This is a genomic window from Wolbachia endosymbiont of Dactylopius coccus (assembly GCF_977011065.1).
The window spans coordinates 363411-376137 of the sequence record NZ_OZ347065.1 but is presented as its reverse complement, the minus strand read 5'-3'; the positions used below and the strand labels follow the sequence as shown (position 1 = coordinate 376137).

Genomic DNA, 12727 nt, shown 5'->3' with positions numbered 1-12727 from the left:
TAAAACTCACAATAATAATAAATTTTATTTTTTCCCAGCAATAGGCAACCGAGATCTACCTTTACGAGTCTTAGCATTAGTATGAGTCCTTTGCCCTCTCACAGGTAAACCTTTTCTATGTCTCACTCCTCTATAGCATCCCATTTCCACTAAAGATTTTATGTTCATAGCCACTTCTTTCCTGAGCTCACCTTCTATAACATAATTTTGTCTAATGAAACTGCTGATCTTTTCTATATCTTCATCTCGTAATTCTGAAACACGTTTGCGCTTATCAACTTCACAAGCGTGACAAATTACATTCGCAGTAGCAATACCTATACCATATATATAAGTTAATGCAAAAGGAACACATTTCCTCACTGGAATATTTATGCCTGCAATACGTGCCACTGGTACCTCGATACTTTATTAATAACAACTCTTAATTTATACCATAAAACAACTCAGAGTCAAACCAAATTACAAGAAATTTTACTTTCAATCTCTTGCGTTACCTCATCAACACTCAAATTAGCGTCAATTGTTAATAATTTGCCTTTATAATACTCGCGTAAACCTTTCATTTGAAGGTGATATTCACTTATTCTCTTATTAATTGCAGACATATCAGCATCATCAATTCTTTTCTCTAACCTCGTACTTTTACATTTAGCACAAGTAGTACTCTTAAAAGAAGATACACTATATATGCTTTTACAGTCCAAACACACGAGACGATTTTTTAATCTATCGATTGCAATATTATCGTCAAGCTGCAGTTCAATTACAATATCAACATCCCTATTATATTTTTCTTGCAAAACTTGAGTCAAAAAATGAGCCTGGTTTAAATTTCTCGGAAAACCATCTAATAAGCAATTATCATCCATTAATGCAAGCTGGTCATGCAACAATCCACATATAATTTCATCTTGAATTAAATTACCAGATTCCACGGTACCCTTTATTTTTTCACCTAACTCACTGCCATCAGATATAATATTCCTTAATAAATCCCCCACTGAAATTAATTTTAAATTATATTTTGCTATTAACAAGCTTGACTGAGTACCTTTACCAGAACCTGGAGGACCAAAAATCGTAATGATCATCTTACTTTCCTCGTTTTAGACTCATATTTCTTTATCCAGCTATCGTACCTATTCGAAAAAATATAAGATTGTATTTGCATAATAGTATCAGTAATAACGTTCACTATAATCAGTAAACTCGTCCCACCAAAAATAAATGGTATATCATAATAATATCTCATAACTTCAGGTACAGTACATATGACTACCAAATACGCAGAGCCAATGAATGTCAACTTAAAAACTATATCTTGAAGGTAATCAGAAGTATGTTTCCCAGGCCTTCTACCAGGTATAAAACCACCATTTTTTTTAAGAAAATCTGCGTTTTCCTCTGGATTAAATATAAAATTGGTATAGAAAAAATTAAAAAATACTATCAGCACCAAATAGGCTACAATATATACTACTTTATTTGCCATAAAGTAATTTAAAATAAAATCAGAAAAAGCGTGCCCCTTATAGAAATTTGCAATTGAAATAGGTGTCAATAAAATTGCATTAGCAAAAATGGTTGGTACTACACCAGATAAATTAATCTTCAATGGAATATAAGTAAAATCGTCATTATGTAATCTTTTAAATTGTTTTTTAGGATGTTGAACAATAACTTTTCTATAAGAAGACTCTACAAAAATGACTAAGACTAGCAGCAAAAAAAACAATACCAAAACAAAAAGGATAATAAATAACAATACGCTACCGTTTTTATTTAACGTTAACAGAGATGACAAAGCGCTGTATAACTCTGATATTATACCCGTGAAAATGATTAATGAGATACCATTGCCTATACCGCTAGCACTGATTCGTTCACCAAGCCATATTAAAAGCATAGTTCCACCTAAAAGGCTGAAAACACCTATTGTACGAAACATAACACCAGGTTCGATTACAACCAATACCCCTTCCCTATTCATCCCTTCCAATCCAACCAAAATTGGAATTGATTGAAATACACAAATTACTATGGTCAGGTAGCGTATATAAGAATTCATCTTTCTACGGCCTGACTCTCCATCATTCTTAACTTCCTTCATTCCTTTAATCGCAGAAGAAAGCAACTGAATAATGATAGAAGCCATTATATATGGCATAACGTTCAATGCTAGAATTGTCATTCTAGCCAATGCACCACCAGAAAATAAATTAAATACTCCAAAAACACCTGAGCCCTCTTTGGGAAATATATCATTAATTACATCAAGATTAATTCCAGGAATAGGCACATAAGTACCCAAGCGATAGCAAATTAAAGCTATTAGCGTAAAAAATATACGCTTTAATAAATCGCCTTTATATAACAACGTAGGATCCAAGCTATTAAATGCTGATTTATTGCCCATGACTTACGATAGTATTTCCACACTACCACCAACTGAAGCTACAGATTTTTTTGCAGCTTCTGACGCAAAATCAACATGAAACACAAATTTTTCGCTCAACTTACCTTTATTAAGAAGTTTAATTTTATCCTTAATAGACTTTATAAAACCTAATTTATACAGCCTCTCCTTATCTATAACAGAGTCTTTCACTATTTTTTTAGCTTCCATTAAGCGCCGTATATCGCCAACATTAATTATAGAATATATGTTCCTACGTATAGGCTTAAAACCTCTTTTAGGCAAACGAGTATATATAGACTGTTGTCCACCCTCAAAACCATTTATGGAAACTCCACTTCTAGCCTTCTGCCCTTTATGCCCTCTACCGGATGTTTTACCTTTACCACAACCGATACCTCTACCCAGCAACTTAGGCTTCTTTTTCTTAGATAACTTAGTAAATATAGAGTTTAATTTTACAGCATTATTCATACTTTACCTGTTTCCAACTATCTCGCTAATTTTTTTGCCTCTTTTGCTTGCTACCTGACGAGGAGATAACATACTATCAAAAGCCTTAAACACCGCACATATAACGTTATGAGGATTATTTGATCTAGTAGATTTAGCTACCACATCCTTTATACCTAACACCTCAAAAACTGATCTAATCGCTCCACCAGCAATAATACCTGTTCCGACTCTTGCGGTTCTTAAAACTATCTCACCAGAACAAAATTTAGCTTTAATATCATGATGCAAAGTTCTACCTTCACGCAAGTACACTCTAATCATCGATTTCTTTGCAGCATTTACAGCTTTGACTCTTGCTTCAGCAACTTCTGCGTGCTTACCTATTCCACATCCTACCCTGCCCTTTTCATCGCCAACAACAACCAAAATTGAAAATGAAAATCTTCTACCACCTTTGGTAACCGTTGTCACTCTTCGTACCGAAACTAAAAGCTCTGATAAATCATTATTATTTTGTAAATTCTTTATAGCCATATTCAAAACCTTCTAAAACTCAAATCCAGAACTTCTTAAAGCCTCAGCAAATTGAGAAACTAATCCTGTATATTTATACGCTCCACGATCAAATACTAGCTTTTGTTCTAATTTCAGACCAGATAAGCGCTCAATCACTAAAGAAGAAACCTGTTTTATAGTTTCAGCATTGACTTTTCCTTTACATACATCCTTAATTTTAGCATCCAAAGTAGAAGCTGAAGTGAGAGTTACTCCTTTTACATCATTAATTAACTGGACATAAAAATGCCTATTAGATTTAAATATGGATATACGCAAACGTTCAGCGCTCTTGTCAAGCTTCGCTCTATTACGCAACTTCCTTTTTTCATAGTTACTTAAAAAATTATATAACCTTCTCATCTTAATTACTTCTTTTTACTTACAACTTTACGCAACATAAATTTACCCTTTATTACAATACCCTTACCTTTATAAGGATCATACTTCCTAATCCTGCATATATCAGATGCCACCATATAGACTTTTTGCTTATCCATACCACTAACTACTAAGTGAGTTGGCTTTATACACTTAATCTCAATATCTTTAGGCACTTTATATTTTACATTATGGCTATAACCAAGATACAAAGTCAAATACTTACCATCACACTCTGCCTTATATCCCACACCGTTAATCTCAAGATTAACAGAAAAACCATCAACCATGCCGTTGATGATACTATTAATATTACTCCTATAAGTGCCCCAAATAGGCTTTATTTCATCATAATCATCTTTATCTTGATCCACAGAAAGGAGTAGCTGATTATCAACAATCCGGCACACAACATCACTGATTAAGCTAAGCTCTTTTTCAGCCTTAGCACTCTTTATTAACATCCTACCATTATTATATTCAACTGAAATACCAGCAGGAATATTGATAGGAGCAGCACCTATACGAGACATGAATTTCTCCTATTATTTAAAACACACGACACAAAACTTCTCCTCCAACCTTTAACTTATGTGCATTATAATCAGTCATCACTCCTTTGGGTGTCGATATAATAAAAATACCAAGACCATTATATGCTTTAGAAATGTCCTTATACTTAGAATAACAACGACAACCAGGCTTTGACACCCTAACTATGTCACTAATTACAGGTGACTTCTCATAATACTTCAATTTTACAATGAAAGAAGGTAAATTATCTACAACTTGCTTTTCATAATCAAGGATATACCCTTCATCTTTTAAAATCTTTAGTATAGAAGAATTCACTTTAGAAAACAACACTCTTGTTGTTCTATGCATTGCCAATTGAGCATTACGTATCCTTGTTAAAAAATCACCAATACTATCAGATAACGCCACAATATACTCCTTATATTATATTTACCAACTAGACTTTGTAACTCCTGGAACTTGCCCAAAAGAACATAAATCACGCAAAACAATTCTACATAAACCAAATTTTCTATATACTCCTCTTGGTCTCCCAGTTAAAGCACACCTATTTCTAATTTTGGTTTTAGAAGAATTTCTAGGCAATTTTTTAATTAATTTATTTTGAGCTGTAAACCTTTCTACAATAGACAAATTCTTATTATTTATTATAGATTTCAATTTCTCTCTTTTTTCTTTATATTGATCGCACAGCTTTATTCTGCGAAGATTTCTTTCTATCATAGATTTTTTTGCCATATATTTCTCCTCTCAATTAATCAAAAAAAGGAAATTTAAGAGCCAGTAATAATTCCTTTGCTTCCTTATCACTAACTGCACTTGTTATAATGTTAATATCCATACCTCTAATTTTACTTATTTTATCATAGTCTATTTCTAAAAACGAGATATGTTCCTTTATACCAAAGGAAAAATTACCATTACCGTCAAATTGCTTCACACTAAATCCTCTAAAATCTTTTTCCCTTGGCAAAGCAATATATATCAATCTTTCTAAAAACTCATACATTTTATCTCTACGCAAAGTTACTTTGCAACCTACTGTAGCACCTTTTCTGATCTTGAAGCCAGAAATAGATTTTTTTGCAAAAGTTGATAAAGGCTTCTGCCCAGCAATCAAATATAGGCTATCAAGTGGTTCATTTATTGCTTTACTATCTGTAGCAGCATCTCCAACGCCCATATTGATACACACCTTGACAAGTTTAGGCACTTGCATTATATTGCCGTAATTAAACTTATCCTTTAAGGACTTTACTACGCTATCTTTATATAATTCTTTAAACATATCAACCTAATCTATCACTTCTCCAGAAACTTTTGCAAAACGCACTTTTCTACCGTCTATAACCTTAAATCCCACTTTAGTTGGAGTTTTATATTTAGGGTCCAATGTTGCAACGTTGGATATATCAATAGCTAACTCTTTATTTAATATACCACCACTACTACCAGCTTTTGGTTTAGTATGTCTCTTATGCACATTCACTCCAGAAACAATTACTTTCTTTTTAGCATCACATGCCACAACTTTAATCACTTTACCAATTTTTCCCTTATCTCTACCAGTTAAAACTATAACGTCGTCACCACTTTTTATTTTAGCACTCATTATAAAACCTCAACAGCTAATGACATTATCTTCATAAAAGAACCAGACAATAACTTTTTTACCGGACCAAACACCCGAGTGCCAAGTGGCTCACCTTGATCGTTAATCAAAACTACAGCATTGCTAGAAAAACGAATTACAGAACCATCAGATTTTCTAATAGAGCTTTTCACCCTCACCACAACTGCTCTATATACTTTTCCCTTCTCAACCTTCCCTCTTGGAGTAATAGATTTAGTAGATACAATAACTGTGTCACCTATAGATGCAGATTTTCTACCACCCAATAAACCAATACAAAGCACTGCACGCGCACCAGAATTATCAGCTACTTCCAATAATGTATTTTTTTGAATCATGTAAATATCCTATTCAATGTGAGCTATTAACAACAACCCATTTTTTAGTAGTAGAAATAGGCTTGTGTTCTTGTATTAAAACCTTGTCCCCTTCTTTACAACTATTATTCTCATCATGTGCTGTATACTTCTTGTATTTTTTTATAACCTTTTTATACAGCTCATCCTTATACACTTGTAATACCGAAACCTTTACAGTCTTATCACACTCAGCCTTAGTTACAGTACCACAAAAAACCTTTTTAGGCATTCTTTTCCTCTCTTCTTCTTTTATTCAATGTAGTTAGAATACGAGCTATGCTCTTTTTTATTAAGCTAAAACGCGAAATATTATTGCACTGGCCCAGCTTTTTTTGAAAAACTAAATTAACAAACTCTTTTCTCAAATTCACAAGAATTTCATGCAATTCTTGCGAGGACCTCGATTCAATGTCAGCTATATCCATTGCAACTCCATTTAATTATGATTAGATACAAATTTACACTTCATAGGAAGCTTAGCAGTTGCCTTTTCAAGCGCCAATCTTGCTAAATGCATGGAAACATCACTGCTAATTTCAAACAACATTCTACCGGGCTTAGCTTTAAACACCCAAAATTCAACACTACCTTTTCCCTTACCCATACGTACATCTGCCGGTTTTTTACTAACAGGGGTATCAGGAAAAATTCTTATCCACACTTTACCAGAGCGTTTTAATGTTCTAGATATTACACGCCTTGCAGTTTCAATATGCTTAGACTGAATCCTACCTGCTTCTACAGCTTTTAAGCCATAATCTCCAAAAGATAATGTGCTACCGCCTTTTGTATTACCCTTAATTCGCCCCTTAAATACCTTCTTATATTTACTCTTTTTGGGAACAAACATCTCAATATACCTTAATTACCAATATAAACCCAAACCTTAACTCCTATAATACCATATATAGTTTTTGCTTCACAAAAAGCATAATCTATATTAGCACGTAAAGTGTGTAAAGGCAAACGACCTTCTTTATACCATTCAGTACGAGCTATCTCAGCTCCGCCAAGGCGCCCAGAACAACTTACTTTAATACCTCTAGCACCCATCCTCAAACAACTTTGAATAGCTTTTTTCATCGCTCTTCTAAATGAACCCCTTTTTTCTAACTGTTGCGCAATGCTGTTTGATATTAAAGTTGCATCTATTTCAGACCTTTTAACTCCTACTACATTCACTTCCACATTATTTTTTACTTTTTCAGCTATTTTTTGCTTTATCTTCTCAATATCTGAGCCTTTCTTACCTATTATCACTCCAGGTCTAGAAGAATGTATTATTACAGATACCAAATCGATCGTACGCTCTATAATTACTTTAGAAACACCAGCATGCTTAAAAGATTCATTTATATAACTGCGAATAGATAAATCTTGATGCAACCCTTGTTTATAACCCTTCTCAGCATACCAAATAGATGACCAAGTATTAATTATTTTTAACCTAAATCCTTTAGGATTAACGTTTCCCATACTTTTGCACTTTCCTTATTAATTTTCTATTTTTATGAATCATATAATTTCCCCCAATTTTACAGTTATATTACTATAACGTTTACTAACTCTATTAGCTCTACCCATAGCTTTTGGACATACCCTACGCAAAGTAAGAGACTTACCTATTGAAATTTCTTTTATATATAAATTATCGATATCCAATCCATAATTATATTGAGCATTAGCAATCGCAGAATTTAATACCTTCCTTACAAGACCTGCAGCTTTCTTTTCACAAAATCTTAATTGCACAGTGGCAAAAGAAACTTTTTTATTACGTACTAAACCAGCAACCAAATTCAATTTACGAGGAGTTGATTTTAAAACCCTAGAACCAGCTTTAACTATTACATCTCTGTTTTTCATATCAATTACCTTCTTGTCGCCTTTTTATCACCACTATGCCCAGTAAATTTACGAGTGGGCGAAAATTCACCAAACTTATGACCTATCATATTCTGATCATTAACATTAACAGGAATGTAATCCTTACCATTATAAACAGCAAACTTTAAACCTAAACAATTAGGAAGAATTACAGAAGCCCTGGAATGAACTTTTATAGCCATGTTAACAAACCCCTTGTTTAAAGCATTATTCACCGACTTTAATATAGAAGGATGACAAAAAGGAGGCTTCCACACAGATCTACTCATAAACTAACCTTTCAATTGTTTTATATACTTATCACTAGATTTATTTCTCCTCCGAGTTTTCTTTCCTTTTGTTGCAACACCCCAAGGAGTAACAGGATGACGACCACCAGAGGTTTTTCCTTCCCCACCTCCATGAGGATGGTCAACCGGATTCATTGCAACCCCACGCACAGTAGGTCTAATTCCAAGCCACCTACTTCTCCCAGCTTTACCCAGCTTTCTATTCTTATGGTCAGGGTTAGATACTACACCAATAGTAGCCTTACAAGAAGATAAAATCAACCTAATTTGACCAGACCTGAGTCGTAATAAAACATATTGGCCATCACGACCAACGATTTGTGCATAACAACCAGCAGCTCTAGCAATCGCAGCACCATTACCTGGCTTCAGCTCAACATTATGAACGAAAGAACCAACAGGTATATGCTTGAGTAGCAAACAATTCCCTGGTAAAATATCAGCATCATTTCCAGCTGTAACAACATCACCAGGCTTCATACCTTGAGGAGCTAATATATAAGACTTAATATCATCTTCCTTATATGATATTAACGCTAAAAACCCACTTCTATTTGGATCATACTCTATTTTTTCAACTATACCTTGACCACTTCTATTACGCTTAAAATCTATCACTCTATACTTCTTTTTGTGACCACCACCCCTATGACGAGTTGTAATTCTACCATAATTATTTCTTCCACCACTGGACTTTTTACCGGATGTAAGAGACTTTTCTGGCTCATCTTTTGATAAACCAACTTTACTTACCAACACAGTCCCACGAGAAGACGGAGTAACAGGATTAAAAAATTTCATACCCATATTAAACGCTCATTATATCTAATTTTTGACCATCTATCAAAGAAAAATAAACTTTCTTTTTCTGTTTTTCACAACCAATCACACCCCTGAAACGCCTATATTTAGGCTTAATTCTAACAACATTTATAGAAGAAATTTTAACATCAAATAGAGACTCTATTGCCAACTTTATTTGACGCTTATTTACATTTACAAAAACATACAAAGAATATTTATTAAACTTCTCCCTCAAAAAAGAGGCCTTTTCTGTAATTATAGGAGATTTTATTATATTATTATATTTGATCATAACAATCTACCTTCAAGATGCTTTAAAGTATCCTTTGTCAACATCACGCATTCGTGATTCAATATATCAAAGACATTTAACCCAATAGGTTTGATTAAGTCTACATAATGCAAGTTTCTAACAGCACGCAACAAATCATCTCCATAATCACCAACTATCAAAAAGGAAGAAAATTTAAAATTTTTAATACATTTACACATTTCAGACGTTTTCTTCACATCAATATTTAAATTATCCAGAATAATCACTTGATTATTTAAATACTTTAGAGATAAAGCAATTTTTAAACCAAATTTGCGTACCTTCTTATTAAGAGAATAAGTATGACTCCTCACAACAGGGCCGAAAATAATCCCACCACCTCTAAATTGAGGAGATCGCAAGCTCCCTTGTCTTGCCCTACCGGTACGTTTTTGACCATAAGGTTTAGCTGTTGTACCAGAGACATCACTGATACCTTTTGTTTTATGAGTACCAGCTCTTCTCTTCGCTAATTGCCATCTCACTATATCATGCAAAATACTCAATTTTTGCTTAGCAGAAAATATCAAAGGATTGAGCTGAGCAGTACCTACATTATTATTAGATAGATTAACTAAATTACATTCCATAACTAACTTACCAAATTACTAGCATCATCATTTACATCTAACAGTAAACCTACCGGAAAAGGAACATCTTTATGTAAAGATTTTTTAACTGCATCTCTTACAAAAACATAGGAGTTTTTAAACCCAGGAACATTATTACCCTTCACAGCAATTATACTATTTTCATGATCAATGGATAATATCTTCATATTTTGTGCAGTTATTCTGCTGTTACCTAAATGACCAGCCATTTTCTTTCCTTTGAATACTCTACCAGGATCCTGACATTGACCAGTGGAACCTTGTGATCTGTGAGCAATAGAAACACCATGAGATGCCCTAAGCCCACTGAAGTTATGCCGCTTCATCACACCAGCAAATCCCTTACCTATAGAATAACCTGTAATATCAAGATATTGACCAACCACAAAATGATTGATTCCCACTTTTTTACCACATTCTATTCCCGACAGGTCATTTAATCTACTTTCGTATAACTTACATTTATTATTTATACCCTTTTTCTTTAAATATTCCAACTGAGGTTTTGCTATATTTTTAAAATCTCCTGTGCCTAAAATGACTGAATTATAGCCACATTTATCTTGTCCTTTTATATCAACAATATGAGTTTCGCTGAGATGCAATAAAGTTACAGCCATGCGACTATTGTCAGAGTATATAGCAGTATGACCAATATTCGTCATTAATAAACCAATTCTCCTCAGTGAATTTATTCTCTTCATTTCCTTCTCCTAAACCTTAACTTCCTTGACTTTTAAATCCACTTCTACGCCAGCAGAAAAAGATAAACCTGTAAGCATCTGCATCATAGTAGGAGTAAGATCATGTAAAACAATCAAACGCCTAGAAGTTCTCATTTCAAACTGTTCACGAGATTTTTTATCAACGTGAGGAGATCTATTAACAATAAATTTAGAATCTTTTCTTGGCAACGCAATCGGACCAGATAATTTTGCACTGGACCGCTTTAATTCATCAACAAATTTTCGAACACACTCCTCCAATAAAGAACAATCGAAAGCCTTAATGTTAATATATATATCTTGCTTCATCTTAGTTACTACACTCACTCCAAAATTTCAGAAACAACACCAGAACCAACAGTTCTACCGCCTTCTCTTATCGCAAAACGCAATCCCTTATCCATTGCTATCGGTACTTGCAATTCTACTTCTACACTCACATTATCTCCTGGCATTACCATCTCCTTCCCATCTAGTAATTTTATGCTCCCAGTTACATCCGTTGTCCTTAAATAAAACTGTGGCTGGTAATTCGCAAAAAATGGTGTATGCCTTCCTCCTTCCTCTTTCTTTAATATATAAACCTCCGCCCTAAACTTTCTATGCGGCGTTATCGTCCCCGGTTTTGCTAATACTTGCCCTCTCTCCACTTCTTCTCTTTTTGTTCCTCTGAGCAATATTCCTACATTGAGTCCTGCACTCCCCTTATCCAGCAACTTCTTAAACATTTCTACACCTGTGCATATCGTCTTTTGCGTCGCTTTCAGACCTATTATCTCTATCTCTTCTCCCGTCTTTATCTCTCCCTTCTCTATCCTTCCTGTTACCACCGTTCCTCGCCCCGATATCGAAAACACATCCTCGATTGGCAATAAAAATGGTAAATCCACAGGCCTTGGTGGAACCTCCACATACTCATCTAACTTCTCCATCAATTTATCTATTGATTTCTTTCCATATTCGCTACTATCATCCTCCAGCGCTTTCAATGCAGACCCCACTACCACAGGCACTTCATCCCCTGGAAATCCGTATTTATTCAGTAATTCCCTCACTTCCATTTCCACCAAATCTATCATATCAGCATCAGCAACATCAGCTTTATTTATATACACCACGATATATCCAACACCTACCTGCTTCGCTAGCAATATATGCTCTCTCGTTTGTGGCATTGGCCCATCAACCCCCGACACTACCAATATCGCCGCATCCATCTGTGCTGCACCTACTATCATGTTCTTTACATAATCAGCATGTCCAGGACAATCAACGTGTGCATAATGCCTTTTCTCTGTCTGATACTCAACATGCGCCGTTGCTATCGTTATCCCCCTCTTCCTTTCTTCTGGCGCCTTATCTATCTGATCATACGCTACAAAATTCCCATAATGCTTTGTTATTGCCGCTGTTAACGTTGTCTTCCCATGATCCACATGTCCTATTGTTCCCACATTTACATGCGGCTTTCCAAATGCTTCTACTACTGCTGTCATAATTTAAACTTTTCTACCTAAAATACAAATACATCAATAAATAATATGTTGATTTTATAAAAATACAACAAAAAAAAGAGCGGATAGTGGGAATCGAACCCACGTCACTAGCTTGGAAGGCTAGAGCTCTACCATTGAGCTATACCCGCACAATGGAGGAGGTAGGATTCGAACCTACGTACGCTCACGCGGACAGATTTACAGTCTGTTACCTTTAACCACTCGGTCACTCCTCCGCAAAAATTTGTTAAGAGAAAGCTA

General features: G+C 34.5%; 24 protein-coding genes and 2 tRNA genes. All 26 read right to left on the bottom strand.

Annotated features, from left to right (window positions below; translation table 11 throughout):
* Positions 1-24 precede the first annotated feature (24 nt).
* The 26 genes from rpsM to ACWHVF_RS01975 all read right to left on the bottom strand — a co-directional run bounded on the left by rpsM (position 25) and on the right by ACWHVF_RS01975 (position 12702).
* Complete coding sequence (gene rpsM, locus ACWHVF_RS02100; protein WP_007550179.1) at positions 25-393, bottom strand: 30S ribosomal protein S13; 369 nt, start codon at positions 391-393, stop codon at positions 25-27.
* Between the two features lie 59 nt (positions 394-452).
* Positions 453-1094: an adenylate kinase family protein gene (locus ACWHVF_RS02095; protein WP_064124660.1), complete on the bottom strand. Its 642-nt coding sequence runs from the start codon at positions 1092-1094 to the stop codon at positions 453-455.
* Entirely contained in the window at positions 1091-2419 is a 1329-nt protein-coding gene (gene secY, locus ACWHVF_RS02090) for a preprotein translocase subunit SecY (RefSeq protein ID WP_064124659.1), read from the bottom strand. Before secY ends, ACWHVF_RS02095 begins: the two co-directional genes overlap by 4 nt.
* Positions 2420-2422: 3 nt before the next feature.
* Positions 2423-2893: a 50S ribosomal protein L15 gene (gene rplO / locus ACWHVF_RS02085; RefSeq protein ID WP_064124658.1), complete on the bottom strand. Its 471-nt coding sequence runs from the start codon at positions 2891-2893 to the stop codon at positions 2423-2425.
* A 3-nt stretch (positions 2894-2896) separates the two neighbouring features.
* Entirely contained in the window at positions 2897-3409 is a 513-nt protein-coding gene (rpsE, locus tag ACWHVF_RS02080; RefSeq protein ID WP_064124657.1) for a 30S ribosomal protein S5, read from the bottom strand.
* A gap of 12 nt (positions 3410-3421) precedes the next feature.
* Positions 3422-3793, bottom strand: coding sequence for a 50S ribosomal protein L18 (gene rplR / locus ACWHVF_RS02075; protein WP_064124656.1), 372 nt, complete (start codon positions 3791-3793; stop codon positions 3422-3424).
* Between the two features lie 5 nt (positions 3794-3798).
* On the bottom strand, positions 3799-4344 hold the full coding sequence (gene rplF, locus ACWHVF_RS02070; RefSeq protein WP_064124655.1) for a 50S ribosomal protein L6: 546 nt from the start codon (positions 4342-4344) through the stop codon (positions 3799-3801).
* A gap of 16 nt (positions 4345-4360) precedes the next feature.
* A complete protein-coding gene (gene rpsH, locus ACWHVF_RS02065) occupies positions 4361-4756 on the bottom strand; it encodes a 30S ribosomal protein S8 (protein WP_064124654.1) in 396 nt (131 codons plus the stop codon).
* A 21-nt stretch (positions 4757-4777) separates the two neighbouring features.
* Entirely contained in the window at positions 4778-5086 is a 309-nt protein-coding gene (gene rpsN, locus ACWHVF_RS02060; RefSeq protein WP_064124653.1) for a 30S ribosomal protein S14, read from the bottom strand.
* 16 nt (positions 5087-5102) lie between these two features.
* Positions 5103-5636 carry a 50S ribosomal protein L5 gene (rplE, locus tag ACWHVF_RS02055; RefSeq protein WP_064124652.1) on the bottom strand — a complete coding sequence of 178 codons (534 nt, stop codon included), beginning with the start codon at positions 5634-5636 and terminating at the stop codon, positions 5103-5105.
* 6 nt (positions 5637-5642) lie between these two features.
* Positions 5643-5960, bottom strand: coding sequence for a 50S ribosomal protein L24 (gene rplX, locus ACWHVF_RS02050; RefSeq protein ID WP_064124651.1), 318 nt, complete (start codon positions 5958-5960; stop codon positions 5643-5645).
* Positions 5960-6319, bottom strand: a complete 360-nt coding sequence (gene rplN / locus ACWHVF_RS02045) for a 50S ribosomal protein L14 (protein ID WP_064124650.1) — start codon at positions 6317-6319, stop codon at positions 5960-5962. Before rplN ends, rplX begins: the two co-directional genes overlap by 1 nt.
* Before the next feature lie 13 nt (positions 6320-6332).
* Positions 6333-6569: a 30S ribosomal protein S17 gene (gene rpsQ, locus ACWHVF_RS02040; RefSeq protein ID WP_064124649.1), complete on the bottom strand. Its 237-nt coding sequence runs from the start codon at positions 6567-6569 to the stop codon at positions 6333-6335.
* Positions 6562-6765, bottom strand: a complete 204-nt coding sequence (gene rpmC, locus ACWHVF_RS02035) for a 50S ribosomal protein L29 (protein WP_064124648.1) — start codon at positions 6763-6765, stop codon at positions 6562-6564. The genes rpsQ and rpmC overlap by 8 nt, the downstream gene beginning before the upstream one ends.
* Before the next feature lie 11 nt (positions 6766-6776).
* Positions 6777-7190, bottom strand: coding sequence for a 50S ribosomal protein L16 (gene rplP, locus ACWHVF_RS02030; RefSeq protein ID WP_064124647.1), 414 nt, complete (start codon positions 7188-7190; stop codon positions 6777-6779).
* Positions 7191-7201: 11 nt separating this feature from the next.
* Complete coding sequence (rpsC, locus tag ACWHVF_RS02025; protein ID WP_064124646.1) at positions 7202-7816, bottom strand: 30S ribosomal protein S3; 615 nt, start codon at positions 7814-7816, stop codon at positions 7202-7204.
* 39 nt (positions 7817-7855) lie between these two features.
* A complete protein-coding gene (gene rplV, locus ACWHVF_RS02020) occupies positions 7856-8206 on the bottom strand; it encodes a 50S ribosomal protein L22 (RefSeq protein WP_064124645.1) in 351 nt (116 codons plus the stop codon).
* Between the two features lie 5 nt (positions 8207-8211).
* On the bottom strand, positions 8212-8496 hold the full coding sequence (rpsS, locus tag ACWHVF_RS02015) for a 30S ribosomal protein S19 (protein ID WP_064124644.1): 285 nt from the start codon (positions 8494-8496) through the stop codon (positions 8212-8214).
* Positions 8497-8499: 3 nt separating this feature from the next.
* On the bottom strand, positions 8500-9324 hold the full coding sequence (gene rplB, locus ACWHVF_RS02010; protein WP_064124643.1) for a 50S ribosomal protein L2: 825 nt from the start codon (positions 9322-9324) through the stop codon (positions 8500-8502).
* A gap of 1 nt (position 9325) precedes the next feature.
* A complete protein-coding gene (locus ACWHVF_RS02005; RefSeq protein ID WP_064124642.1) occupies positions 9326-9613 on the bottom strand; it encodes a 50S ribosomal protein L23 in 288 nt (95 codons plus the stop codon).
* A complete protein-coding gene (rplD, locus tag ACWHVF_RS02000) occupies positions 9610-10224 on the bottom strand; it encodes a 50S ribosomal protein L4 (protein ID WP_064124641.1) in 615 nt (204 codons plus the stop codon). The genes ACWHVF_RS02005 and rplD overlap by 4 nt, the downstream gene beginning before the upstream one ends.
* Before the next feature lie 2 nt (positions 10225-10226).
* Positions 10227-10949 (bottom strand): 50S ribosomal protein L3, encoded by a 723-nt coding sequence (gene rplC / locus ACWHVF_RS01995; RefSeq protein ID WP_064124640.1) that lies wholly within the window; start codon positions 10947-10949, stop codon positions 10227-10229.
* A 9-nt stretch (positions 10950-10958) separates the two neighbouring features.
* Positions 10959-11279 (bottom strand): 30S ribosomal protein S10, encoded by a 321-nt coding sequence (rpsJ, locus tag ACWHVF_RS01990; protein WP_012673184.1) that lies wholly within the window; start codon positions 11277-11279, stop codon positions 10959-10961.
* Between the two features lie 14 nt (positions 11280-11293).
* Entirely contained in the window at positions 11294-12466 is a 1173-nt protein-coding gene (gene tuf / locus ACWHVF_RS01985; RefSeq protein ID WP_447933111.1) for an elongation factor Tu, read from the bottom strand.
* 78 nt (positions 12467-12544) lie between these two features.
* A tRNA-Gly gene (locus tag ACWHVF_RS01980) sits at positions 12545-12615 on the bottom strand.
* Positions 12616-12619: 4 nt separating this feature from the next.
* Positions 12620-12702, bottom strand: a tRNA-Tyr gene (locus tag ACWHVF_RS01975).
* Between the last annotated feature and the right edge of the window lie 25 nt (positions 12703-12727).

Bases quoted from the DNA above. Each gene is read 5' to 3' on its own strand.
- rpmC (WP_064124648.1), bottom strand. From the start codon at position 6,765: ATGGATATAGCTGACATTGAATCGAGGTCCTCGCAAGAATTGCATGAA.
- rplX (WP_064124651.1), bottom strand. From the start codon at position 5,960: ATGAGTGCTAAAATAAAAAGTGGTGACGACGTTATAGTTTTAACTGGT.
- rpsQ (WP_064124649.1), bottom strand. From the start codon at position 6,569: ATGCCTAAAAAGGTTTTTTGTGGTACTGTAACTAAGGCTGAGTGTGAT.
- rpsS (WP_064124644.1), bottom strand. From the start codon at position 8,496: ATGAGTAGATCTGTGTGGAAGCCTCCTTTTTGTCATCCTTCTATATTA.
- rpsC (WP_064124646.1), bottom strand. From the start codon at position 7,816: ATGGGAAACGTTAATCCTAAAGGATTTAGGTTAAAAATAATTAATACT.
- rplP (WP_064124647.1), bottom strand. From the start codon at position 7,190: ATGTTTGTTCCCAAAAAGAGTAAATATAAGAAGGTATTTAAGGGGCGA.
- rplF (WP_064124655.1), bottom strand. From the start codon at position 4,344: ATGTCTCGTATAGGTGCTGCTCCTATCAATATTCCTGCTGGTATTTCA.
- ACWHVF_RS02005 (WP_064124642.1), bottom strand. From the start codon at position 9,613: ATGATCAAATATAATAATATAATAAAATCTCCTATAATTACAGAAAAG.
- rplN (WP_064124650.1), bottom strand. From the start codon at position 6,319: ATGATTCAAAAAAATACATTATTGGAAGTAGCTGATAATTCTGGTGCG.
- rplD (WP_064124641.1), bottom strand. From the start codon at position 10,224: ATGGAATGTAATTTAGTTAATCTATCTAATAATAATGTAGGTACTGCT.
- secY (WP_064124659.1), bottom strand. From the start codon at position 2,419: ATGGGCAATAAATCAGCATTTAATAGCTTGGATCCTACGTTGTTATAT.
- rplR (WP_064124656.1), bottom strand. From the start codon at position 3,793: ATGAGAAGGTTATATAATTTTTTAAGTAACTATGAAAAAAGGAAGTTG.
- rpsE (WP_064124657.1), bottom strand. From the start codon at position 3,409: ATGGCTATAAAGAATTTACAAAATAATAATGATTTATCAGAGCTTTTA.
- rpsN (WP_064124653.1), bottom strand. From the start codon at position 5,086: ATGGCAAAAAAATCTATGATAGAAAGAAATCTTCGCAGAATAAAGCTG.
- tuf (WP_447933111.1), bottom strand. From the start codon at position 12,466: ATGACAGCAGTAGTAGAAGCATTTGGAAAGCCGCATGTAAATGTGGGA.
- rplB (WP_064124643.1), bottom strand. From the start codon at position 9,324: ATGGGTATGAAATTTTTTAATCCTGTTACTCCGTCTTCTCGTGGGACT.
- rplO (WP_064124658.1), bottom strand. From the start codon at position 2,893: ATGAATAATGCTGTAAAATTAAACTCTATATTTACTAAGTTATCTAAG.
- rpsJ (WP_012673184.1), bottom strand. From the start codon at position 11,279: ATGAAGCAAGATATATATATTAACATTAAGGCTTTCGATTGTTCTTTA.
- rplC (WP_064124640.1), bottom strand. From the start codon at position 10,949: ATGAAGAGAATAAATTCACTGAGGAGAATTGGTTTATTAATGACGAAT.
- rplE (WP_064124652.1), bottom strand. From the start codon at position 5,636: ATGTTTAAAGAATTATATAAAGATAGCGTAGTAAAGTCCTTAAAGGAT.
- rplV (WP_064124645.1), bottom strand. From the start codon at position 8,206: ATGAAAAACAGAGATGTAATAGTTAAAGCTGGTTCTAGGGTTTTAAAA.
- ACWHVF_RS02095 (WP_064124660.1), bottom strand. From the start codon at position 1,094: ATGATCATTACGATTTTTGGTCCTCCAGGTTCTGGTAAAGGTACTCAG.